This is a genomic window from Olivibacter sp. CPCC 100613 (genome assembly GCF_036959255.1).
GTDB lineage: Bacteria > Bacteroidota > Bacteroidia > Sphingobacteriales > Sphingobacteriaceae > Olivibacter.
Window position 1 is genome coordinate 150,759 of record NZ_JAWMTI010000010.1, and the last position, 23,520, is coordinate 174,278.

General features: G+C 39.2%; 24 protein-coding genes. 6 read left to right on the plus strand and 18 right to left on the minus strand.

The genetic code is table 11. The features are described 5' to 3' along the window. Window positions 1-23 precede the first annotated feature (23 nt). On the minus strand, window positions 24-782 hold the full coding sequence (locus RYH73_RS23400) for an HmuY family protein (protein ID WP_335315917.1): 759 nt from the start codon (window positions 780-782) through the stop codon (window positions 24-26). 128 nt (window positions 783-910) lie between these two features. Next, window positions 911-3,259: a TonB-dependent receptor gene (locus RYH73_RS23405; RefSeq protein ID WP_335315918.1), complete on the minus strand. Its 2,349-nt coding sequence runs from the start codon at window positions 3,257-3,259 to the stop codon at window positions 911-913. Between the two features lie 197 nt (window positions 3,260-3,456). Here RYH73_RS23405 and RYH73_RS23410 point away from each other — a divergent pair, with 197 nt between their 5' ends. Genes RYH73_RS23410 through RYH73_RS23420 form a run of 3 tightly spaced genes read left to right on the plus strand, consistent with a single transcriptional unit; the run spans window position 3,457 to window position 6,193 of the window. Further along, complete coding sequence (locus RYH73_RS23410) at window positions 3,457-4,293, plus strand: heme/hemin ABC transporter substrate-binding protein (RefSeq protein ID WP_335315919.1); 837 nt, start codon at window positions 3,457-3,459, stop codon at window positions 4,291-4,293. Window positions 4,294-4,298: 5 nt separating this feature from the next. Next, window positions 4,299-5,336 carry a FecCD family ABC transporter permease gene (locus RYH73_RS23415; protein ID WP_335315920.1) on the plus strand — a complete coding sequence of 346 codons (1,038 nt, stop codon included), beginning with the start codon at window positions 4,299-4,301 and terminating at the stop codon, window positions 5,334-5,336. A gap of 11 nt (window positions 5,337-5,347) precedes the next feature. After that, the gene (locus RYH73_RS23420; RefSeq protein ID WP_335315921.1) at window positions 5,348-6,193 is read left to right on the plus strand and encodes a heme ABC transporter ATP-binding protein; all 846 of its coding nucleotides are present in this window, start codon (window positions 5,348-5,350) and stop codon (window positions 6,191-6,193) included. Here RYH73_RS23420 and RYH73_RS23425 read toward each other — a convergent pair. Next, the gene (locus tag RYH73_RS23425; RefSeq protein ID WP_335315922.1) at window positions 6,186-7,157 is read right to left on the minus strand and encodes a helix-turn-helix transcriptional regulator; all 972 of its coding nucleotides are present in this window, start codon (window positions 7,155-7,157) and stop codon (window positions 6,186-6,188) included. The genes RYH73_RS23420 and RYH73_RS23425 overlap by 8 nt on opposite strands. A 175-nt stretch (window positions 7,158-7,332) precedes the next feature. Here RYH73_RS23425 and RYH73_RS23430 point away from each other — a divergent pair, with 175 nt between their 5' ends. Then, window positions 7,333-7,692 carry a VOC family protein gene (locus tag RYH73_RS23430; protein WP_335315923.1) on the plus strand — a complete coding sequence of 120 codons (360 nt, stop codon included), beginning with the start codon at window positions 7,333-7,335 and terminating at the stop codon, window positions 7,690-7,692. Here RYH73_RS23430 and RYH73_RS23435 read toward each other — a convergent pair. From RYH73_RS23435 to RYH73_RS23475, 9 genes are all read right to left on the minus strand, one after another. Further along, entirely contained in the window at window positions 7,686-8,216 is a 531-nt protein-coding gene (locus tag RYH73_RS23435; protein ID WP_335315924.1) for a hypothetical protein, read from the minus strand. The two genes, RYH73_RS23430 and RYH73_RS23435, sit on opposite strands and share 7 nt — an antisense overlap. A 99-nt stretch (window positions 8,217-8,315) precedes the next feature. Next, window positions 8,316-8,855 carry an SAM-dependent methyltransferase gene (locus tag RYH73_RS23440; protein ID WP_335315925.1) on the minus strand — a complete coding sequence of 180 codons (540 nt, stop codon included), beginning with the start codon at window positions 8,853-8,855 and terminating at the stop codon, window positions 8,316-8,318. Window positions 8,856-8,932: 77 nt separating this feature from the next. Then, on the minus strand, window positions 8,933-10,273 hold the full coding sequence (locus tag RYH73_RS23445) for an APC family permease (RefSeq protein ID WP_335315926.1): 1,341 nt from the start codon (window positions 10,271-10,273) through the stop codon (window positions 8,933-8,935). Between the two features lie 89 nt (window positions 10,274-10,362). Continuing rightward, window positions 10,363-10,893: a hypothetical protein gene (locus tag RYH73_RS23450; protein ID WP_335315927.1), complete on the minus strand. Its 531-nt coding sequence runs from the start codon at window positions 10,891-10,893 to the stop codon at window positions 10,363-10,365. Beyond that, a complete protein-coding gene (locus RYH73_RS23455) occupies window positions 10,890-12,188 on the minus strand; it encodes a condensation domain-containing protein (protein ID WP_335315928.1) in 1,299 nt (432 codons plus the stop codon). The genes RYH73_RS23450 and RYH73_RS23455 overlap by 4 nt, the downstream gene beginning before the upstream one ends. 7 nt (window positions 12,189-12,195) lie before the next feature. Then, window positions 12,196-13,491, minus strand: coding sequence for a condensation domain-containing protein (locus RYH73_RS23460; RefSeq protein ID WP_335315929.1), 1,296 nt, complete (start codon window positions 13,489-13,491; stop codon window positions 12,196-12,198). Window positions 13,492-13,512: 21 nt separating this feature from the next. Next, window positions 13,513-14,709 carry a glycosyltransferase gene (locus tag RYH73_RS23465; RefSeq protein WP_335315930.1) on the minus strand — a complete coding sequence of 399 codons (1,197 nt, stop codon included), beginning with the start codon at window positions 14,707-14,709 and terminating at the stop codon, window positions 13,513-13,515. 21 nt (window positions 14,710-14,730) lie between these two features. Further along, window positions 14,731-15,930 carry a glycosyltransferase gene (locus RYH73_RS23470; protein ID WP_335315931.1) on the minus strand — a complete coding sequence of 400 codons (1,200 nt, stop codon included), beginning with the start codon at window positions 15,928-15,930 and terminating at the stop codon, window positions 14,731-14,733. 49 nt (window positions 15,931-15,979) lie between these two features. Then, complete coding sequence (locus RYH73_RS23475; protein WP_335315932.1) at window positions 15,980-16,756, minus strand: alpha/beta fold hydrolase; 777 nt, start codon at window positions 16,754-16,756, stop codon at window positions 15,980-15,982. 178 nt (window positions 16,757-16,934) lie between these two features. On the opposite strand from RYH73_RS23475, the gene RYH73_RS23480 reads away from it, so the two are divergent. Next, a complete protein-coding gene (locus RYH73_RS23480) occupies window positions 16,935-17,309 on the plus strand; it encodes a YccF domain-containing protein (protein ID WP_335315933.1) in 375 nt (124 codons plus the stop codon). 31 nt (window positions 17,310-17,340) lie between these two features. On the opposite strand, the gene RYH73_RS23485 is transcribed toward RYH73_RS23480, so the two are convergent. From RYH73_RS23485 to RYH73_RS23510, 6 genes are all read right to left on the minus strand, one after another. Continuing rightward, the gene (locus RYH73_RS23485; RefSeq protein ID WP_335315934.1) at window positions 17,341-17,844 is read right to left on the minus strand and encodes a hypothetical protein; all 504 of its coding nucleotides are present in this window, start codon (window positions 17,842-17,844) and stop codon (window positions 17,341-17,343) included. Between the two features lie 186 nt (window positions 17,845-18,030). Continuing rightward, entirely contained in the window at window positions 18,031-18,618 is a 588-nt protein-coding gene (locus RYH73_RS23490) for a DUF4202 domain-containing protein (RefSeq protein WP_335315935.1), read from the minus strand. A 208-nt stretch (window positions 18,619-18,826) separates the two neighbouring features. After that, window positions 18,827-19,609, minus strand: coding sequence for a DUF4249 domain-containing protein (locus RYH73_RS23495; protein WP_335315936.1), 783 nt, complete (start codon window positions 19,607-19,609; stop codon window positions 18,827-18,829). A gap of 117 nt (window positions 19,610-19,726) precedes the next feature. Further along, entirely contained in the window at window positions 19,727-22,051 is a 2,325-nt protein-coding gene (locus RYH73_RS23500) for a TonB-dependent receptor (protein ID WP_335315937.1), read from the minus strand. Between the two features lie 42 nt (window positions 22,052-22,093). Next, window positions 22,094-22,402 carry a hypothetical protein gene (locus RYH73_RS23505; RefSeq protein WP_335315938.1) on the minus strand — a complete coding sequence of 103 codons (309 nt, stop codon included), beginning with the start codon at window positions 22,400-22,402 and terminating at the stop codon, window positions 22,094-22,096. 125 nt (window positions 22,403-22,527) lie between these two features. Further along, window positions 22,528-22,767: a hypothetical protein gene (locus tag RYH73_RS23510; RefSeq protein ID WP_335315939.1), complete on the minus strand. Its 240-nt coding sequence runs from the start codon at window positions 22,765-22,767 to the stop codon at window positions 22,528-22,530. A gap of 216 nt (window positions 22,768-22,983) precedes the next feature. On the opposite strand from RYH73_RS23510, the gene RYH73_RS23515 reads away from it, so the two are divergent. Continuing rightward, on the plus strand, window positions 22,984-23,499 hold the full coding sequence (locus RYH73_RS23515) for a CinA family protein (RefSeq protein ID WP_335315940.1): 516 nt from the start codon (window positions 22,984-22,986) through the stop codon (window positions 23,497-23,499). Window positions 23,500-23,520: the final 21 nt, after the last annotated feature.

Sequence of the window (23,520 nt, forward strand, 5' to 3'; positions counted from 1 at the left end):
GATTAAATTCATTACTTTACCGGTTATTGCGTGTTAAGATTTCTACTGCCATCCTGTTGCACGAAATACCGGAAGGTAAAGTAAGGTGCAGGCCAATTAAGGTCCGTTACCGTTGGCGGATTACCTTTGTATACATTGATGAGCTCCAGTTTGGCGTATTTACCATCAGCAAGGCGGATAGCATATACCCTGTTTTTAATAGGGATTACTAGATGTGTATTTAAACTGTAATGGAACCAACCATTCGAGTTTTCTCCGGATGCCCAACCTATTTTACTGACTTCGCTTTGACTAAATACATCATCAGATGGGGCTTCGTTTAAAGAAGTGTAGGGTCTGTCATACTTTACAACAGCCGTTTGTGTAGCAGGGCTTCCAAAACCGGGGTTAAGTTCGTCATGACCGTTGTTTACATAAATTTCACTGTTATAGGGTCCTGTAAAAGCTAAATCCCATTCCGTTGTTCTTAAATACTTGGCAGAATCAGCGGCGTTACGAATCCAGATTTGCCTTTTGTCACTGAAACGGTATAAAAAGATATAAAATGGACGTTTTTCTTTTCCGTCTACCCCATCGGACATCGAAGCATCTGTATCTCCAGCCAAATCCTGTATGACGATACTCTTACCATCCTCATAACCTGGTGTTATTTCGCTCTCTTTTTTGCTGCATCCAATTACCAGCAATGTGCTAACGGCAAGACCTAGAAATAACCTTCTATCTGCATCAAACAGCCAGTTTAAATATCGCAGCCAGCAACATCTTGATCTTCTTGTTTTCATCTGTAAATAATTTTTATCCATCCATCAGATGGAGTTTACCATGTTATTATTTAATCATTAAGTGTTAGTTATTCATAACTCATCGTTCATCATTCATCGTTCATCATTCAACATTCATCATTTCCATTTCAGTCTTTAAAGAAGCGATAGGTTATTCCCGTTAATATTACACGCCCCAACTGCCCAGGCATGAGATAATCAGTGTAATCAGCTATATTTTCGGCAGTAACCTGCAAGGCCAAATGCTTTTTAAATAGCTTTTTCTCTATCGAAGCATTGAATAGAAAGAAGCCGTTTACAAAAGTGTCATATCGGTCTATATAGTAGTTTCCGTTGGCATCTTCAAAGGGGTATTTGCCGCGATAGTTTACCCTAAAGGTGAGTCCTAAATCCCATGGACTATAATTATAGAAGAAACGAAGATTGGCCATGTGCCGCGAGCGATTTTCCAATCCCCAGTAGTCTGAAGGCTCCGATCGAAAAGTTTCACCTGTTGCCGGATTGCGAAGATTGTAATAGGGCCAATTACCCGCCAGAATGCTGTCTTTTACACTCTGATCTTTCGAAATCAAGTACTGATAACCAATCGAAAGATTGAAGTCCGGTAAAGGCTTATAGGAAAATGAAGCCTCTAAACCTTTATTATTTACTTTCGGAAGATTTAGATAGGAATAAATCATCTGCCCATCGGTTGCTGTCGCTACTTGAAAACTGTTAATCTGGTTCTTAATATGGTGATAAAAAGCACTGAACTCTACTTGCCAGCTATTGGAAGGGGTTACTGTAGCCGTTAAATTGAAAGTATTGCTTTGTTCCGCCTGCAAACCCTCTTGCTGTAATTTATTAAAGGTATAATTCCGTAGTTCACTCAGCTGCCCAGCTTCTTGCATAGCCAGTAGTCGTGTTCTGGCGATGTCTGCTCCTAACACCGTATACCCAACCAAGGGATTCGTAAAAACCTGAAAACGTTGCCGAAAGTCGGGTGTTTTAAAGCCGGTACCAAATGCTGCTTTAAGAGCTAAAAAGCTAATCGGGATATAAGTAAGACCTAGATTGGGATTAAAACGTCCCCCATAATTCGCATGATAATCATACCGGCCACCTCCCAATAATTGTAGTTTAGTATTCAATCGCCATTCAGCTTGGCCGTATACAAATCCGTTTTTCATTGAAGGAACGCCTCCAAGTGCTTGGTCATCCATCGTCTCCAACGCACCACCAAATCCACCCGTTAAGGATAAATCGCTAATCCGATTGTAAGCAAATTGCTGCTCTAATCGAAAGATGGACTGTAAAAAATTGCTTTGCTCACCAAGAGCGCCATTGTCCCATTCAATTTTTGAATTCCAAGTATAATGCGTAAAATAAAAGCGGCTGAGCGATTGCAGTCCATTATTGTAGGTAGTATTTATATACGCACCCGCGTTTACATCTCCCTCATCCATATGGTCTTTATAAACATCATTACTATAACCACGTGTCATTATCGATCTTCGTAGTCCGTAACGTCCGCTTACCCCCAGGGTGGTATTTTTACTTAAACGATAGCGGCCGCGCCCCTGTAGGGTATAATTGTCTGATGGAGGTACTGTAGTGCCACTTGTCTGATACCGGTTATTGACGTTGAACCCGTCACTACGGTAAAAGTTTGCAGAAAGGTTCGCCTCCCCCCGATTGGAAGCAAAAGGAGTTTCACCTTCTAAAGTAGCATCTAAAATATGGAGCGATCCATAACGGACAGATGCCAGGCCTTGAGCTTGCAAGGCACCATGACGGGTGACGATATTAATGGCACCTCCCATGGCTTCACTTCCGAAAAGACAGGAAGCAGCACCTTTGATGATTTCAATGCGTTCAATATTTGTCACACTGATACGTGATAAATCGAAGCTTCCGCCATTGCGTCCAACCATGGGTTGACCGTCAATTAAAACCATCACATACTCGGAAGAAAAACCCTGAAGCTGAACCCCCACTGAACGATTTCCTCCGGCAATGTTATTGACAATAGCGATGCCTGTTTGTTCTTTTAGCACCTCATCCAACCGTCGGCTTCCCATTAACTCAAGCTGTTTACGTGTTATTATGGAAACAGGCATGGCTGCGTTCGTTACGGAGATAAGGTTGTCATCTTGAATACGTTTGTCATTAATCGCCACTTCGTGTAAAGCATGGGAATTTCGTATCAGTTTGATTTCGACTCGTGTCGTTTGGCCCGCTGTTACTTCTATCGCTTGTTCATATGTTTGATAGCCAAGATGGTTAACTATGAGCGTGTAAGTCCCTTCAAATAAATTATTGATTTTGAAGGATCCATCACTTTCGGCCACTACAAAATGATTATCTGGATGCAGGCTTATGTTCGCGGTAATGGCTTGGCCTTCTTCGCTATAAACCGTTCCCCGCAAAGTTCCTTTGGTTTGACTGCATACGACTATGGGAAATAAGCAAAGCATGAGCACGTAAAGTTTAAGCATTCATTAAGATATTATTTTTAATCATTCTAAATAATGATACAAATGTTGAGATAATCTCCCAAAAAGGTTGTATGCGAAACGTCTTATTTTGTATGAATTCCGCCATATAACCAAGAAAGTGCTGAAAATTAAGCGGTAGTATTTTGTAATTATTCTAAATAAGCTTTGTTTTGCACGATAGTTTGCGTATCATATTTATGAAGAGAAGTTTTTTTTTGGCAGCGTTGGGGTGGTTAATAATCAGTTGCTGCTTTGCATCCCCTAACAGAATTATAACACTGAGTGGCGCGTTAACAGAGACTGTAGATGCCCTCGGTTTTGGAAATAAAATTGTAGCAACGGACGTAACTAGTATATATCCTCTATATGTTAAGCAACTACCGAAAGTCAGTCGCAACCGGTCTGTCTCTGCGGAAGGATTAATATCCTTCGCACCGGATCTAGTCCTTGCGCCTGAGGGACACATAAACAAGGAGCTACAATATCAATTAAAGGCTTCGGGGATCCGTTTGGTTATTATTGATCAGCACTATAGCTTATCAGGTGCGATAGCTTTTATCCAAGCAGTAGCTAAGGCGATAGGTGTACCGGATAAGGGTAAAATGTTAGCAGAACGAACGGACGAACGGCTTCAAGTGGCTATCGCGAAAGTGAAAACAGCCAAACAAGAGAAGAAAAAAGTATTGTTTATTTATGCACGAGGCACCGGTACCATGAGTGTAGCGGGGAAAGGCAGCAGCATCGATGCCATTATTAAACTCGCAGGAGCGGAAAATGCCATTCAAGAGTTTTCTGACTTTAAACCTTATACAACCGAAGCCATGGTAAAGGTTAATCCTGATCTTATATTAATGTTTGATTTTGGATTAAGCAGTCTCGGCGGAAAAGCTTCTGTTTTAAAAATGCCGGGAGTGAGACTAACGAAAGCGGGCAAGGAGGAGCGAATTATCGATATGGACGGTCAATTGCTCACCAATTTCAGTGTGCGTTTGCCTGACGCTATTTTAGCACTTCATGGAGAATTAGTGAAATAAGCATAATGAGAAAGCTAATCACATACTCTTTATTGATCGGCGGCTTGATGCTGGTAATTTTTTTTTCGTTGACCCTGGGTGCGATTCATATTCCGATAAAAGAAGTAATATTAATTTTAGGAAAATTCGTTGGATTTTTTAACGGTGAAGTGAATGAAACCTACGAGGGAGTTATCCATATCATTAGGCTTCCGCGCTTGCTGCTTGGCTTACTTGTTGGAGCCGCGTTGGGTATTTCGGGAGCCGCCATTCAAGGGATATTTCGTAATCCGCTTGCTGAACCGGGGTTGATTGGCATTTCAGCAGGCGCCTCTTTAATGGCGGTGGTTGTCATTACATTAGAACTAAGTCTTCTTGCTGGTTTAAGTAATTTATTTGGGTACTATTTATTGGCATTTGGTGCTTTTATCGGAGCAGGTATTGTTGCATTTATTGTATACAATATTGCGCGGACCGATGGCCGGATTAACGTCGCTACTATGTTGTTGGCGGGAATAGCGATCAATGCTTTTGCCGGCGCATTGACAGGATTAATGACTTATTTAGCCGACGAACAACAACTGCGTACAATTACTTTCTGGATGCTCGGGAGTTTGGGCGGGGCTACTTGGCAAACCGTATGGAGTGTTATCCCCTTCATTTTAATCCCGCTAGCACGCTTACCTCTCTTAGGAAAACCATTGAATGCCTTTGCATTAGGTGAAACACAAGCAAGTATACTTGGCCTACGCCCTAATAGCGTAAAACTTCAAGTGGTGGTACTGGCGACTATGGCTGTTGGCGCCTCCGTAGCTGTATCTGGAATAATTGGTTTTGTCGGATTGCTCGTACCGCATATTATTCGTTTAGCCGGCGGTGTTGATCATAAATTTGTATTACCTGCATCTGCGCTCCTCGGCGCATTAACATTAGCCTTGGCCGATGTGTTGGCACGGAACCTTGCCGCTCCTATTGAACTACCCATAGGCGTAATTACTGCGCTCTTAGGTTCGCCTGTTTTTTTATATATACTTATTAAGGAGAAGAAGAAGCTCTTTAGATAATAGGATTCAATATGCTCACTGCTACTGCTTTAAACTATAAACTTGGAAAACATTATTTGGTTCGTGATATTAGCTTTCAGATACGCCCTGGTGAGCTGCTAGCTGTTCTCGGCGCAAATGGCGCAGGTAAATCTACATTGATAAGTATGTTGAGCGGGGAAAAAACAACAACATCGGGTAAAATATTACTTTTTAATAAGGAATTATCGGACTACTCACCTCAAGAATTATCAAAAAAAAGAACAATTCTCCAGCAACACAATAGTGTACATCTTAGCTTTTCTGTCAAAGAGGTTCTCTTAATGGGTAGGTATCCACATTTTAAATATCATCCAAGCAAAAAAGATCTAATTGCAATAGAGGAAGCGATGGAGGTATGTGGTATTAGCCACCTTATTGATCGTTCTTATCCGTCGCTTTCCGGCGGAGAGCAACAACGGGTTCAATATGCGCGTGTATTATGTCAAATCTGGGATCAACCTGAAAGCCTTCTATTAATGGATGAGCCCGTGGCAGCTCTAGACCCCCAATACCAACAACAAACAATGGCCATTGCGAAAGCTTTTAGTCAAAGAGGGTTCATGGTAATCGCTGTATTACATGAAATCAATTTAGCGGCCCAGTATGCGGATCGCATTCTTATGTTAAAGGGAGGCAGAAAATGGCTGGATGGAACACCTATGGAAGTTTTGACACCAGCGCATATTTATTCCATTTTCAATGCAGAAGTTGATGTTATTGTTAATAAACGGACGTTGAAACCTATAGTTGTTCCAAAACAAATCAATCTAGATATCCATAATTTTAACACGTTACTTCGCCCTATCCCCACATGTGATCAAGAAATTGTCATCTAACGTCGCTTGGTGCCACACCATAATATTTCTTAAAGGCTGCACTGAAATTTTGTTGGTGATTATAACCAGTTGCGTTAGCCACTTCGGCAATACTTTTTCCCTCTTCGATTAAAAGTAAACGCGCCCTTTCCATTCGAACTCTGGTTAGATAGTCATATATTGTAATCGAAAAATAATCTTTAAAGGATTGGCGTAGTTTAGATTCACTCATACCAATCTCTTCTGCCAAGGTCCTCTGCGTCGGAGCTTGGGCGTAACGTTCATCGAGAATGGTCCTGGCTTTAAGCAACTTGATTACATCATCACCCGCTAAGGGGTCTCTGTCTTCTACCAGTGTGTCATTTAACTGTTCTAACTGATATACGAGTAATTCAGATATTTTGGACTCCGTATGAATTCGGCGTAACTCTCCTGTACGTTTATTGTCTTTAAGCTCTGAAATGACCTTGAGCATCTCGTGCGTAACAAACATATCATCATGGGCAAAAGAAGTAAACTGCCCCTTATTGATCTTTTGTACAAAGCTTTCGTGTAAAACAGATTCCGGTGCTATTAGTTTAAAATAGAAATCTTTTGATAAGACCACAAGGAAATAATCGTATTCAGTACCGGATTGGAGTTCATAATCTTCAACAAAAGAAGGTATATACCGTACATTGTGCCTACCCCTGCCATGATAGGACGTTTTAATTTTTTTACCTTCCTGATGACGATAGAATACAAATTGACTGGTGACGGTTTCTCCTTGAACTTCTGTATGTATGCGCACGGGTCCGTTGAAACTCATTTCCGAATACAGAATAAATAAACCACCCGTCGAAAGCTGATAATTAACCATATGAATAGGATGACGTTCTATGACGGTCTTCTTTTCATTCAAGGGGCTATTTGGAAGACAGGTATCGGAGATGTCCTCTATAAATAACCAATCTTGCAAGCCTTCAATTCTACTTTTTACAATCATGATTTGGCTATTATTTTCACAAATATAAGGTATTGATTTAATTTATACTTATTCTAAATAACATTTATTAACTGTAATATTTGCTAAGCTATTATGGTCAGCTTGGAAGATCTTCGTTTTAAAGTCGCAAACGTTTTTTGACTAGCATTGTTCTTAATATTACAAAAATCAATTTATGAAAACACTTGGAATTGCCACCGTTATTCATGTAAAAGACTTAAATCGATCCATCCCCTATTATGTCGATATTTTGGGCTTTTCGTTGGATTTTCAATATGGTGAGTACGTCGGAATAAAACATGGGGATGTATTTCTTCATCTCAGCAGCTCGCTGAACCCCGGAAGAAAGAAGGCACCCGGGTCGGGTCATGTCTGTATAGAATGTGACGAAGTGAATACGTATTATGAAGATCTTATAAAAAGAGGAGCAACAATATCTGTTCCCTTAGATCAACGACCTTATGGTATGAGCGATTTCGCCGTGGATGACCCTGATGGTAATACTTTGGTGTTTGGTAAAGCAATTACTTATTGATCCGTATTCACTTTTTTCCACCAATGCAGCAGTCTTTCATCCTCAAGATCTTCTTTCTCCGATAAATCAATGCTTTTATTCACCATATACAGATTATTTTCACGGAGAGTATCCGGTTCAGGAAAGGGTGAACTGTAATTTTTGCTTATTTTAATTTTTCCGGAAAGCGATTCCACGGATTGACCTTGGTCACGATCATAAGCCGTTATTCTAAAGGTAGAGGGTTCCATTACCTCCAATTTCATTAAGCTGGTATAGATGTAAACAGGATACACCTTTCCATCGATTTTAAAGAACATATCTCCATTTACTTTCCAATACCGTCCTTCTTCTATAAGGGTATCTCGAAGTGTACTCTCTTTATCGAGCATATAGAGTTTATCTGTCGTGTTCAGATTTCTAACCGCTACAGGTAGCGGAATATTATCAGTGGTATTTGTCGTATTTTCTTGACGATCGTCCTTTGGCTGTGTACATCCATTGGTTAATAAGGCAAACAAAAAGGAAAAGATGGCAATTCGCATACTTAATTTGGTTGAATAGGTATGCAAAATAATTAATCAAAACCTGATTGTCAATTTATTTATCACATTGTCTGTTCAAAAAGTATTAGCACCGTATAATTACTGCACGTCGGGTACCGTCCACAAATAAATAGTGGAATTTCCTACCACCATTTGTTTATCCGGCTTCCAGTCACCCATATCGAAAGCATGTGAAACGATGCGCGTTCCAGGTTTTAACTGAAGTAATTTTGGGCGTAGTTTCATATTGACGGAAGGTAACAGGTAAAGGGATACAACCGAGGCCTTACTGAAATCTGCTTTAAATAGATCCTGCTGTAAAAAGGCAACCTGATCTTCAACATCAGCCTGCTGGGCATTTTCGTGGGCTTCTTTAATGCGTTCCGGATCTATATCAACCCCAACAGCTTTTGCTCCAAATTTCTTAGCCGCTGTCACTACTATACGCCCATCTCCGCAGCCCAAATCATATAGCATGTCGTTCGGTCCTACACTCGCCAAGGTGAGCATTGCTTCTACCACATCCTGTTTAGTAGGTACATAGGGGACATCTTTGTCGAGCAGTTGCTGTGCCTGTACATCACTTGGAATCAGGTGAGCGAATAGTAACACAGCGTAAAAAATTGCAATAGCCTTCATCGTATTATTCTTTTTCGTTAACAATCTGATTTTCTTAACGTTTTGTTAAAAAAATAGTTTTTGTTTTTTCAAAATTGTTACCTACGTAAAACTATAAAAACAAGAAACCCGACCAATAGCACAAATACCCCGAATACTGCTCCAATACCGGTATATACTAAGCTACTATAGAGAAGAAATGTGCTGCTTACACAGAAAACAGCTGGGAGAATTGGATAAAATGGCACTTTAAATGGACGAGGTGTTTCGGGATCTTTTTTTCTTAATATGAATAAGGCTGCACCTACTAACAAAAAAAAGAACCAGAATACGGGGGCAGTATAATCCACTATTGTTTCAAAGCCTCTCCGTGTCATGAGGCCTAACAGCACTAAAGTGGTCGCTAGCAGCCCTTGTACGATAAGGGCTTTAACGGGAGAAGAGGTTTGGTGATTCCACTGGCTCAAGCGTTTAAAAAATGGAAAATCTTGTCCTAATGCATAATTTGAACGAGCTCCTGTAATAATTGTAGCATTTGCCGATGTTAACGCGGAGATAGCGACGAGCAAGCCTATAAATTTTGCTGCATTTTCTCCCCACGCATAACGCATTAAATCAGCTGCAACCGCATCAGACGAAGCCATTTGCTCGTGTCCTAAAACACGAATATAGGTGTAATTAACGAGTAGATAAACAATTGTAATGATCAAAATGCTCCATAGCAATGCACTGGCCATACCTCGTGCACCTTTTTTCAATTCAGCTGAAATATAGGCTGCTTCGTTCCATCCGCCAAAAGTTAAAAGAACGAATACCATCGCCATGCCTAAAGAGCCTGAAATGGACACAGCTGGTTTCGTAGGAGGCAGCGAAGTTTCGGATATAGGTGTAAAGAATAAACCAACAACAATTATTAAAAGAATACCACCAACCTCTAACAGTGTAAAAAGCTTTTGTGCCGTCGCCCCGAACGTGAGTCCAAGTATATTGATAAAGGTTAATATGAGTACGATAGCAAGTGCATATATTCCCTCGGAATAAGGACCAATCGGGTAAAACTGTGTTGCGTAATCGCCAAAAATAAACGCAAGCAAAGCAATCGACCCAGTTTGAATAACCACCATCCTTGTCCATGCAAACAGAAAAGCAACGGGCCTTCCATAGGCACGGTATAAGAAATGATAGTCTCCTCCTGTATGGGGGTAAGTGGCACACAGCTCTGCATAACTCAAAGCTCCCACAAGGGAGATGCCTCCCCCTGCTAACCAGGCGAGCAGAAACAGGACATCATTACTGGTATTGAGTGCGACTAAAGAAGGTGTTTTAAATACACCTGCACCTATTACAATGCCCACGATGATCGCAATTGCATCTATAGTACTGAGCGTTTTTTTGGGTTGGTAGCTTGGATCGGATTTGTTTACTGATTTTTGAGGCACGTATTCAACAAATTAGGACTGTTAACCATATCGCTTTGTTTTAATACAATTTTTGCCTTCAATTGTTTTTGAAAAGAGAATACCCTACATTAAACATTTGACTCAGTATCCTTCTTTTTTATAAGGGTATCAAGTTTATGAGCACTCCAAAATGTATAATAAACGGCTATCAAGCAAGCTAGTATTCCATTAAAGGACGCCAGAAGCATGCCATTAAACGTGTATTTTTGAGGAATTAACCAGTGGATAACGAGTAATCCGATGAAAGTAATTAAAAATGATGTTAAACCATTGTAAAGCCCTAATCGTAAAAATAAAGGCGTGTTCAGATGTTCGAAGTTTCCTTGCAACTCGATGGGGGCAGTTAGGATAAATTCAGTGGTTTTTTTCATCAAATCGACGGTAATTGCCAAAGGAATAAACAAAGCCATGGGTAAGATAAACCGAGCAAAGCAGAATTCTCCCTTAAAGAGCGAAACGGAAGCCGGATTTTCAAAGCTATAATATGGAATAAACCCATTGAATAGTAGATTTGGTAATATATACCAAATGAGTTTTTTACGAATAAATATTCGAACGGCTTTATATTCGCTTATCTTTTTTATTTGATATGCTGTCATAAAGTAGCCGTATTAATGGATGATTGAACTCTTTCCGCTTCAATCAGATCTCGAAGTCGTTGAATAACTTGCTTCAAAAAGCGTTTGGCATCTTCTTCACGTAAAACGGCTTCATTTGACGTGAACGTCATATCAAGCACATCGTGATAAGTACTTATGACCATTGTGCTGGGGTTTTTCCAGGGAAATGCGACAGTTGGACTATAGATTTGTTCAACCTTGAAATTATCAAAATGCGATGGAATTGCCAAACTGCCCATATTTGAAAATGTAAAATCGTGTGAGCCCTCATTTGTTCGTAAATGGTTCAACAGCTTGGGAACAATGGATTGCAAATGCTCGTTTATATATATAATTTCATGCGCGTCAATTTTAGCTAAACCGATCTGTAGTTGTTTTTTTAGTTTTTTTGCCTGATCCCAAATTGATGTTTCTTTTTCTACTTTTAAGTCGATAATAGGTGCAAAAGCAAAAAGTTGATCCTCTTTTAAGCTGGGAATATATTTTCTGATATCTACCGGACATATTAACTTTCCCTTAGGTTTTGGAAAGATGCGCGCAACTTCATCAAAAAAAATGGCAGACATTAATGCATACAACGAAACCTGATGTTGTCTACAACAGGTGAGTAGATTTTGCATATCGACTGATGGTAAACGATAACGAACCATATAGGTATCGTCTAGGTTAATCGTCTTGTTACTAGCTAAACGTTTTGGTAAAAACAACTGAGCGGCACACTTTCCTATTAAAGCTTTCAAACCTATTTTAACCCTTTTCGTTAAAGAAGCCGTATACGGCATCAAAGCACTTTCAATTAAAGTTTGCGGTTCACCGATGTCGGTGTTAATATCATTCAATAAAAGGAGAAACTCTCGTAAAATGGCTGTAATGCTGGCCCCGTCAGCTATGCAATGAGGGCAAATAAGTATAAAATCAGATATCAGGTTGCCACGTATCCATATCAGTTTAGCGAGGGGTCCCTCGCGGAGGTCTATATGGTCTTTCCAGCTTTGTTTAACTAACAGCAACCAGTGCTCATCATCAAGGCGATCATATAGGGTAATCGGAATAGACGGTGCATCTTCTTTTAAAATGAAGGATGGATATCCATCAATCTGCTTGATAAGCGCACGCAAAAGCGGATGTTTTTGCTGCAACCTGTTAAGAACAGCTTGCAATTGATCGGGGTTGAACGAACCAGCTATACGAAATGGAAAAATACAATTGATCGCTTCACGCTCGGCCACAAACATAATTCTTTCTCCAACGGAAAGTCTACGTTGTTTAATCATGGTTTCTTTATGCTAATGCTATTAGTGAATTCATTTCATTTATTAGATATTCAACGATTTCTTTTGCTGTCTTTTGTGGTAGAAAATCTTCATTTGATATGAAAGAAAAGTCCAGTTCATTGTTGAATGTTGAACAAATAATGGTTGACGGATTTGCGAAAGGTCCAACAACCATCGGACTAAATACAGTCTCCAATGTGAAACGCTGATAATCATTTTGCAAGGGTATACGTCCAATGTTTGAAAACATCAAATCGTTTCCAACTTTTCCATAGGTCAACATTTTTATCATATTGGGTAAAGCACCGTGTAGTTTTTCGAATGTCATCAGAAACTCATAGGGTCTTAACTCGTTCATTTGTTTATCCACTCGCGCTTGGAGCATTGACGCTTCCTGCCAGAACGACTGGTGGTGATCTGTTTTCTTTTTCGTTAGGGTTAGCACCATTCCAAAAGAGAAGAGCTGGTCATCTTTTATTTGCCGAGCAAACTTTCTAATATCCACCGGACAGGAAACTTTATTTTTTGATTCAGCTCCGACTACTTTTTCATAGGCTTTTAATAATAGCAGGCCGATAGCTGTATTTACCGTAACTTCGTGTTTTTTACAGACAGAAACCCAAATTGATGTCTTTTTACTATCTAATTTTGAATGAAGTAAATAATCGTGTTTTCTCGTTAAAACCTCTTTATGCTTGGCAGAAGTAAAAAGTGTAGATACAGACAGCGCAGTTTTCAGTAAACCGGACAAGAAAGATGTTTTTAGTTGGTTTATTTTGTTTCTACGGATTTCAGCGGGAATGATATCCTCGATAAGGAGTAACCTTGTTTGCTTATCGATGCTGGATTCTCTACCGTCGAGAAAAGTAAGCAATTCACGAATTAGAAGGACCCCTCCTCCTCCATCACAAATACAATGGTGGAAAGACAAAATTAAATCTGACCTTGTGTTATTTGTCAAACAACTTACATGAAACATCGGCCCCTTTGCAATATTAAACTGAAGACGAAGCCCTTTCAGCGCCTCTTCCTGCCATTGATCTGGATGTTGCCATTCCTTAACTACCAATGGAATGGGGTCGATTGTGTCTGGTATATAAAAATAGGGTTTTACTGAATCTATTTCCGCTATTGCCATTTGAAGCTGAAGGTACTTGGCTTGCAACATCGCTAAGGCATTAGTTAATAACTGCTGGTCTATGATGCCTTTTAATCTGATAGCGAAGACGCCATTAAATGGATCACTTCCATCGCCGACAAGTGTTCGTTCTAAAAAAAGAAGAGGTCGTTCTTTCCTATACATTTTGGATGTCGGAATAATAGGTTAATTATAAATAAACTGTTCAGTTCTGATCATTTGCTCTAACAACGTTACTGCTCGATTATTACTACCCGCATCGAGGAAACTTTGTTTAACGTAACCAGCCTTTTCTTTATAACTTGAATTTTGAATGAGTTCCCATACGGTAGTTCGAAGATCCGTAATACGCATACGTTTGTAGCGAATTTTCTTCCCGCAACCGGCCTTTTCGACGAGATCAGCTGTATGAAAATGATCATAGGCAATTGGTGTAATTAATAGCGGCAGTTCGTTCAGAATGGCATCATTCACTGTATTAAATCCCCCATGACAAATAACCATGTCCATTTTCTTCATCACTTCTGTTTGCGGAACAAATCCCTGCACGATAAAATTCTCCGGCCAATTTTCAATGATTTCCGGTTTTGTAGCCGCAACGATAGTCAAAGGTTCATCTTTAAAAGCTTCAATAACTTTTAAAAAGAATTCTTTTCTAATGTCTTCCAACAAAGTTCCTAAAGAAACAAAAACTTTTGGCCCCTTGCTTTTTTCCAATCGGTTCCAGTCAAAATTGACGACGTTCGGACGTCCTTCAACCGGACCAACAAATTGCATATGAGGTTCTGGATTTGCAATAGCCGCAAAATGCTGAGAAGTAAAAACAAGATTAAGCTTTTGAGAGTGAAAGATCAATTCGCTATGGGTTACGCCAAGTTCTTTTTGCAAGTTGAACATCAAATTCTGTTGCCATGCCCATATCTTTGGGCTATTAATGGCATTTGCTCCCAGGTCGGGCGGTACGGGCGTTGTAGTAACATAAGGTATGCCATGTTGGTATGCACAAATCCCACCTACAAAAGTAATACAATCGCTAACGATGACATCAGGCTTAAAGGTATTGATGACTTCGTTCAATCCTTGGTACATAATCTTACAGAAGGGTATGTACGTGTCCTCCAGTGCTAATTTCCAAGTTTCTACACCGGAGAGAAGCGGACCTTCATCCTGTCTTATTAAAATTTGTTCGATTTCCTTACCATACCTATCCCAATAAGTTTCAGGGACTGTAAAAATACCCCCCTCCGGGATTTGTTCTTCTTTTATACGAATTAACGATACCCATTGTACCTCATGACCGCGCTTTAAGAGACTCGAACCTACACTTAGTGTTGGACTAACATGTCCAAAAAATGGGGGTACCACAAATAGAAATTTCGACATAGTTGCTATTTAAATTGTAACCTAATCGGCCGTTAGGGGATTATAAGAAAAGTCTTCTAATAATTGTGCTGCAAATGAAACACCTCCTGCTAATTGAAATGATTTGCTGAGTTTTTGAGCTTCTTTTTGAAACGAGGTTTCTGTTAAAACACGCTCCAGAGCTTCCAGAAGGTGGACTGATTTAAACCGTTTGTAATTGAGTCGTAAGCCACTTCCTGTCGCCACTACCCTTCCGGCTACATACGATTGATCGTACGCAATGGGCACCACAACTAGAGGAACTCCTTGCATCAGTGTTTCACAAACCGTATTGTGGCCGCCATGACAAACAACTGCATCCATTAATGGAAGCAGTGAAAGTTGAGGTATTTTCGAAGCTACGATAAAATTAGGGGGCCACTTATCAAATAGTAGAGGGTCGGAAACAACGATTACAGACAGATCACGATTTCCAAGGGCTTCAATAACTTTTGCAAAAAAATCACGTTTAAAATGGTGATCAAATGTTGTTCCTATCGAAACTAATACTTTTTTCTGATGAGTTTTTGCGCGTAGTGTTTCCCAATCAAAATCAAAATTCACCGGTCTTTCCAATATGGAAAGACCAACAAATCGATAGCCCTTCTTCAACTCCATGTCGCCGAAGAAATCGCCTGATGTGTAAATGATGGTTAATTTTTCGGAACAGGCAATTGATCGATCCAGGTAAAGACCCAATTCTTGTTGAAGAGAAATGACCTGATTATCTTCCCATTGGGAAACACCGGGTAGATCTTGTTGCATTTTTAAGGCTGCAGGGGCAGTAACGGATGTAGCGTACTTAATGCCTTCTTGCGTTGCCACAATAGCAGCACTAAAAAGCTGATGATCATTAACGATTAAATCAGGTTCATAAGCTTTTACCCAATCACGAATACCCATATACATATAGCGATTAAGTGGGATAAGTACATCTTCGTATAAAAATTTGACACTTTCTATCCCTGTCACATTCTTCTCAGAAATTTTAGTCAGGTAATCTCCGTGTCGCGTGCGTTCGGCATCGGTGGTCTTGTATTTAAGTGACAAAAATTCACCACCGGCCGGTAATAAGGTGCTCAAATTATCATCAACACTTAACCAGGCTACTTTAAAACCTTTTGCTAACAAAGCGCTGCCCAAGCTTAATGTCGGGTTTACATGTCCCATAAGAGGAGGTACAACGAATAAGATTTTTTTCATGGAATTATTCTTTTCTGATCTGTGTCCAATTTCATTTTCGGATGCCCTATTATACGGGTAAATGTTGTTTAACCAGAAAGTCAAGTACTTTATCAGCAACTAATTCAGGTGCTTGCATGGGCAAATTATGGTCTCCTTGCAAAGTGGTAAATTCGGCATTCCCTATATGCCTTGCCAAATATCTACCAGCTTCAAGGCAATTAGATTCACTACCATAGATTAACAATGTTTTCTTCATAATGCTGTTTAGCGGGGATTTTGAGAAATAATCAACCTCCCTCTCCATATCTTTTTTGATACTTGTACGATCAAATAAGTATTGATACATTCGGTGGTTTTTCTCTAATTGCCGTTTTCCCATTTTAACTTTGGTCGTATCTGTAAAGTTCTGAATATAATGTTCTAGAAATTCCTTACTATAGATATCGATAATATCCATCGTTTTACGATCACCTGGATCCGGCGCTTCAATCAGGCTTAAACTATTAATTCTGTCAGGATGCGTTAAGCATGTATTTAATGCTACCAATCCTCCGAAACTATAACCAACCAGGTGTATATCCTCAAGCTTTAAGGCGTCTAATAAACCGATTAAATCATTAGACATATCATTGAAACGGTAGCCGCTGTCAACCTGGGAAGAAAGGCCATGACTTTTCAAATCGTACATGACAACATGAAAGTATTTCGCTAGAAGTGGCGCTATTCTAAAATAGTATACCGAAAGGTTACTGAACATACCATGTATTAATACGATTGTTTGAGGGGAAGTTTTGTTCAGCTCTTGTATGTGTATTTCTCTATTCTGAATCTTGATATGTGGCATCGGCAACAAATTATAAACTCGCTGCTGCTAAAATACATGGTCTTCAATTGAATTATGCATGGGGAACACAAAGCATTTTGTTCACTTTTTATGCGTTCTTAAAAAACAACTTTTGATTATTGTAACAATTTTTCGAAAAAATAATCTATAAGGTTAAAAAAAAGAAAGAATTTGATTCATGAACCTTATTGGTAACTTAATTTGGCTCCTTTGTGGCGGTTTTTTGGCAGCCCTAGGTTATTTAATTGGCGGAATAGTATTATGCTTAACTATCATTGGTATTCCTTTTGGCATACAATGTTTTAAATTGGCAGCCATTGTCTTATTTCCTTTCGGCAAGCGCGTTGTCAACAGCCCGAGCTCGTCCGGTTGTTTAAATTTAGTAGCCAATTTAATTTGGATTCTGTGCGGAGGCTTATATACGGCACTCAATCATCTATTTTGGGCCTTTATTCTGGCGATCACGATCATTGGTATCCCATTCGCGAAACAACATCTCAAACTTCTGGAAATATCGCTCTCTCCGTTTGGAAAGAAAGTAGTAGAAAATTAAGGGGTGGATTAACCTCTCTTATTGCGTAATGCTATTTGCCAGAAGAACAATTCCTTATTTGATCTAGTATTAATTGGGAATAAGTTTTTAATTGTAAAATGTGGTGATTTAAACCATTGTATAGAACAAGAAAGATAAGCAACCAAGCGGAAAGCACACCCACGATAGAAATAACCTGTATTCCAAACAAATAGAATATATAGAACGCCAGAACCAGCAAAAACAAGGTAAGGGAAATTATCCCTTTTATTATCGTCGGTTTACTACACAACTGCACACCATAGACTATTTTCGTCCCACGCTCAGTAGAAAACAATTTAAATGACACTTCCCCGGCTCCTCTAAAGCTTTCATATACTGATGGTTCTCGCTTAATTTGTATAAGGTCCTCATGAACTTGCATCCATGATCGGATCGCTACTTGTTGATTGTCATAATTCGTTATATTGCTGCTACGTAAGTGGTCAATAATGTCGTTTTTCGACAAGTTGAGGTATATTACACCCGTTGGAAAAACATTCTTTACTAGTTTCATAACTGATTCACAATATGCTTGTATTCAAACCAAAGCTCAATAGCTCTAATATACGCATTTGTGATAATTTCACAATTATTATGTGAATATTTGTTTATCGAAGAGAAATATGGGCAAATTTCTGTCTACATAAGTGGTTTAGCTTAGCACATGGAAACATGAGCTATCTATTCATTTACCTTGGGATCAACGGATTAAATTTAATGCTTCTTTTATATACACCTCCCCTTCGGCATCATAGGATAAGGAAAGTGCGAAACGATGCCCATGGGCATCCATTTTTAACAGCGATTTCTTTAAGATATTTACAATTTTATCGCGATGTTTGGGGTAAAACTCTTCATATTGATAAGCTAAGAAAACTAAGCAAAGTGCGTTTTCCATTGTTTGAACCGCCGAATTTACTTTGATTTTCTTCTTAAGGATCATATCTTCAACTGCATGAACCTGATCGGTGGAGTAACCAACCTCTTTTAGTATTTCGCCTGCTTTATTTGCGTGATAAGAGGCCAGTTCTTTCCGCCATTTTAAATAACCTTCTCTACCGGGTGCGTATTGCTCGCGCGGAATCTCCCATCGGCCGATATGCTGGCATCTGGAAGCAAGAAGGAGCATTTCGTCTGCTTCCGGATCTAATTGCCTTACCCAATCGTACAATTTGATTGCGAGAAAATACTCCTGGGGAAAAGATTCCCCATTCCAGGTAATTTGATTTGGATCTTTTTTGTTATAAGCGTCAAATAAATCAAATGCTTGTTGCAGTTTATTGTTCATATATCCCAAGGATAAGATGAAGTAAAAATAAGATATTGTCCGCGATGTAAATAATTTTTTATCAATTAAAGAACACTATTTCTGTGAAGAACGACGGATTGCCTTCTCAGATCAATTCTCAAAGGTCGGTTTAGACGAAATGGCCTACTATTGAAGAAATCGATTTCTTCAATAGTAGGCCATTCATACTAAATTATTTCGCTTTCGCCTAGGGGACCCTGATTTCTTTACTTTGTGAATTATGAGCGCTAAAATACCCCAAAGCATTCCCTTTTATATTACTAACCGGGTTAGCTGGAGTAGCGGATTGATTATCACCTGTTGCGCTATTATCTAAACTGAAGAAGTACTTATATACACTTTGATCGATACCTAACATCTCCACCCGCACAAGATCTCCACTCCTAATCCGTCTATTCTCCGGATTATCTTCATCCTCACCAACATCAGCGTATAACCGGATTGAATTTGCCTTTCCATTAGACAATTCATCGTTTATGACAAATATCTGTTTCTTTTTTACGTCATTTACAAATAATAGAAAGCGATAATTATTCGCGACATTTCCCGGATCTTGGAAATCTACCGTAGGCAGTTTATAATTGTCACCGAATATGAGATCGTCTACAATATAAAGACTGTCCATTTTAACTAATGCCGGCATCGTTGACGTAGAAGTAAATGTTTCGGTGCCTATCTGGACATCCAGCTTATAAGTGTGGCCTTCAACACCTTTTAAAGTAGGTGAAGTATAGGTTCCGGCTGCTGTCTCCTGTAGCTCGTAGGTTTCTGTACCTTCGCTGATAACTACCCGCGCACCGGCAACGGTTATTCGGCTATTATCTTCGTTAAAATCTTTCGTTTTGCTTATTAGCACTTTACAGCCACCTTCCTGATCCGTTATTATTCCTTCTATTACATAACGTTGATCGGCTCCTTTGAGCTCAATATCAATTTCCTTTTCGCAAGAGGAATTTAATAATACCCCCATCGCAAGGCATATGATCGTTAATGACCTATTCCAGTATTTTTTAAAGACCGCATAGACCCTAAAATTTGAACAATGGTTCATCATAAAGTATATATTATTCGAATGCATGGCAGTAATTTATTTAAACTTAAAATTGTAAGACACTGAAGGGATAAACTTAAAAAGAGCGATTTGATTAGCAACCGTCTTATTTGGATCGTTTTTGCTATCCATAAACTCAATGGTATAAGCGTTTTCTCTGCCATAGGCATTGTATAAACTAAAGCTGAGCTCCGAGCTCCATCTCTTTTTCTGCTTTAATTGCATGGTGGCCCCTAAATCTAAACGGTGATAGTTAGGCATACGATAACTGTTACGTGCTGTATAATAATAAACTGTACGATCGTCTATGGTATACTTTCCTGCCGGAAATGTAACAGCGTCACCTGTATAAAACACCCAATTGGCAGACAGGCTCCACTTCTCGTTTAGTTGATACATCGCTACAATAGCGATGTCGTGTGTTCGATCTTGTCGGGCATTATACCATTCATTATTATTGATTCCATCGATCTTACGTTCTGTTTTTGACAAGGTATAGCTTACCCAACCTGTTAATCTTCCAGTACTCTTCTTTAGCAGCCATTCAATCCCATATGCCCTACCTTTTCCATATAGTAATTCAGTTTCTATCGCATTGTTGCTATTGTAAACATCGGCACCATCTCGATAATCAATTTGGTTTTGAAGCGTCTTATAGTAGGATTCAACGCTAAGTTCATAACGGTTATCGGCCAAATTTTTGTAATAACCGATGGAGAATTGATCGGACAGTTCCGGTTTAATAATATTTGTACTTGCGATCCATTTGTCTGTTGGGCTGGTACTCGTACTGTTGGAAATTAAATGAAGATATTGCGCATTACGGACATAAGAAGCTTTTACCGAATTCGTGCTGTTCCATTGATAACTCGCCGCCACGCGAGGTTCAAGATTCATATAGGTTTTGACAAAATCACCTTTGCCATAGCTTGTGGTATCGACAACTTTACCTTCGCTGTTTACATTGTAAAAATCGCCCGCTCCTAAAATACTGAAGGTACTCAGTCGCAAACCGTAAGTTAAATTAAACTTGTCCGAAACTTTCCAGGTATTACTGGCATAGAGTCCATTTTCCCAAGAGTATCGATTCTGCATGCGGATATCGTTAATCGAAGACTCTGCGTTTCTGCTTCTTACTTCACCAGGTTTAATATTGTGATACACAGAATTCAACCCCACTCTTATACTGTTACGGTTATTGGGATACCACTGAAACTCTTGCTTGAAATTATAATCTCGTATATTTGATCGAATATCAAAATTATTAGTTCCACTGTTAATAGAAATATTATAGTCGTAGTTACTGTAGATCAACGATGTATTTGAAAATAATTTGCTATTAAAAACGTGATTCCAACGCATGGTCGCGGTTTTATTACCCCAATCAAGCCCGAATAGATCGCCAACACCAAGATGATCTTTTCCTAAATAGCCAGAAAAATAAATACGATCTTTTTCACCTAGCTGGTAGTTTAGTTTCGCATTTAAATCATAAAAATATAAGGAATTACTATTTATACTTGAATCATTTGATAACTTTAAGAACATATCGGCATAAGTTCTTCGTCCTGTTAAAAGGAAAGAGGATTTACCCGTTTGTATGGGACCTTCCACATTTAGTTTGGCAGAGATGAGCCCTACGCCTCCGCTAACGTTGAAATCTTGATTATTACCATCATTCATCTTAATATCAAGAACAGAGGATAATCTCCCCCCATACTGTGCAGGCATCCCGGATTTATAAACTGATACATCTTTTATTGCATCTGAATTAAATGTTGAGAAGAAACCCAATAAATGCGAGGCATTGTATACATTAGCTTCATCCAACAACACCAAGTTTTGATCGGCTGCACCACCGCGAACGTACATGCCGCTGCTGCCATCTCCTGCAGACTTAATACCTGGCAGCAACTGCAACACCTTGACGACATCTTTCTCTCCCATTAAAACCGGGACTTTTGCAATTTCGCTTGGTGTAACCCGTTCCATGCCCATCTGCGGACTGCTTAAGCTTCTACCTCTGCTCGAAGAAATTACAACTTCTTCCAGCGCTTGTGCACCGTCAATGAGTTCAACATGTAAGGTGATATCCTTATTAACATCAATCTGTTGATTATAGGCTGCAAATGATACGTTGGAAATGGTGAGCTCATAGCTACCTGCCGGTAAGGTTAACGAATAAAAACCATATTCGTTAGTTTGTGTAACATACCTCCCCCCCGCGCTTATAGTCGCGCCAATAATGGTTTCTCCTTTACTGGCAGATTTAACCGTGCCACTTACGGTGAACTTATTTTGAGAAAAACATGGATGAGCAAACAATGCTCCGATAATAAAGAATAGAAAAGCTTTCATCATGCATCTTATTTTAATGCATGACAACATACTTCGGCTATACCCCTATTTGTTTTTCAAAGGTTTTTTCTTAAAGGGAATATTTCCTTGTGAAGACAAAAAGGCATTTACTTCATCTTTACTATAAACAATTTTACCTTTTTTGGTCCCGTAATTAATAACTGCAGAGGTAATATGAGACGGATCGACCTGATTTCCATACCTTTTGGGGTAATGTTCTTCAATACCAATCCATGGTTTATCCTTGTGTATATAATATCGTATAACAATATAGTCCAAACTATCGCTCAACACAGGACCTTCCGAATCTTCAAAACCTAGTTTTAAAAGATCATTACGATTTATCGTTGCCATTACTTCTTGTTTAAATCAACTGCCTATCTCCTATTTTTTCAGATTGAGGCAACTATTAAACAAACAATATATCGCAACTTTTGTTCATTCTCCGAAGCAACCTAATAGACCGCTCCTTTTACGTTTTAAAGCTTTGTTGAGCGAAAATGAGCGCTTATTGCTCTTCCAATATTATCGATACTTTGTTGATCAGCGACGCCATTAACCAAATGCCAGGCCCCTTCGCTATTATTGGTGATAGATAGCTGTTTGCCCGCACCCCTATTAACCACAAAAATATCTCCTTGTCTTAGTACATCCACTGTTTCAATTTTCCCGGTTCCATCGATATCGATATTCATTTTACTGTTCTTGTTAGGTACCATAATGATTTTTTTTTATTCCTTTAATCAGTTCAATCAATAAGATACAATATCCCTGCCACAGACAAGTAGGTTTATACAAGAAATTTGGCCATATTTTTATGGTGTACTAAAATCTGCAATAGCGTGTCTTTAATCTTGGATAGGTTCATCTACCTTCAAAACGGCAAACGAACAAAATAAAACAATAATGGTTATTACATTAATAATGAAGTGATCATGATAAAAGCAGATTCAGTTTCAATAGAGCAATGTGCCAAATTGCTCAAGGATCGTCGATTGACGATTGCTTTTGCAGAAAGTGCAACCGGAGGTGTTTTAACATCAACGTATGCAAAACTACCAAATGCAGGAACATTTTTAAAGGGGGGCATCGTCTGTTACGATGCAAAACTTAAAGAAGAACTTTTAGGGGTGCCCAAAGGTTTAATAGATCAATATTCTCCCGAATCAAAAGAAGTAACACAAGAAATGGCTGTTCTATTAAAGAACTTGATCGATGCCGACGTGCTCGTTGCAGTTACCGGGTTACTTAGTGCAGGCGGTAGTGAAAGCGCAGAAAAACCAGTTGGAACGATGTTTTACAGCATCGCCCTCGGTGATAAAGTAATGAATTGCCGTGAATTGTTTAAGGGAACACCGGATGCCATTGTCAGCCAAACGATCGAACAAATAGGGAAAACAATTACAAAAACACTGATAAATCACCAGCCCTCAAAAAATATAGTGAATTAATTCTATCAAATTCGGCCATCG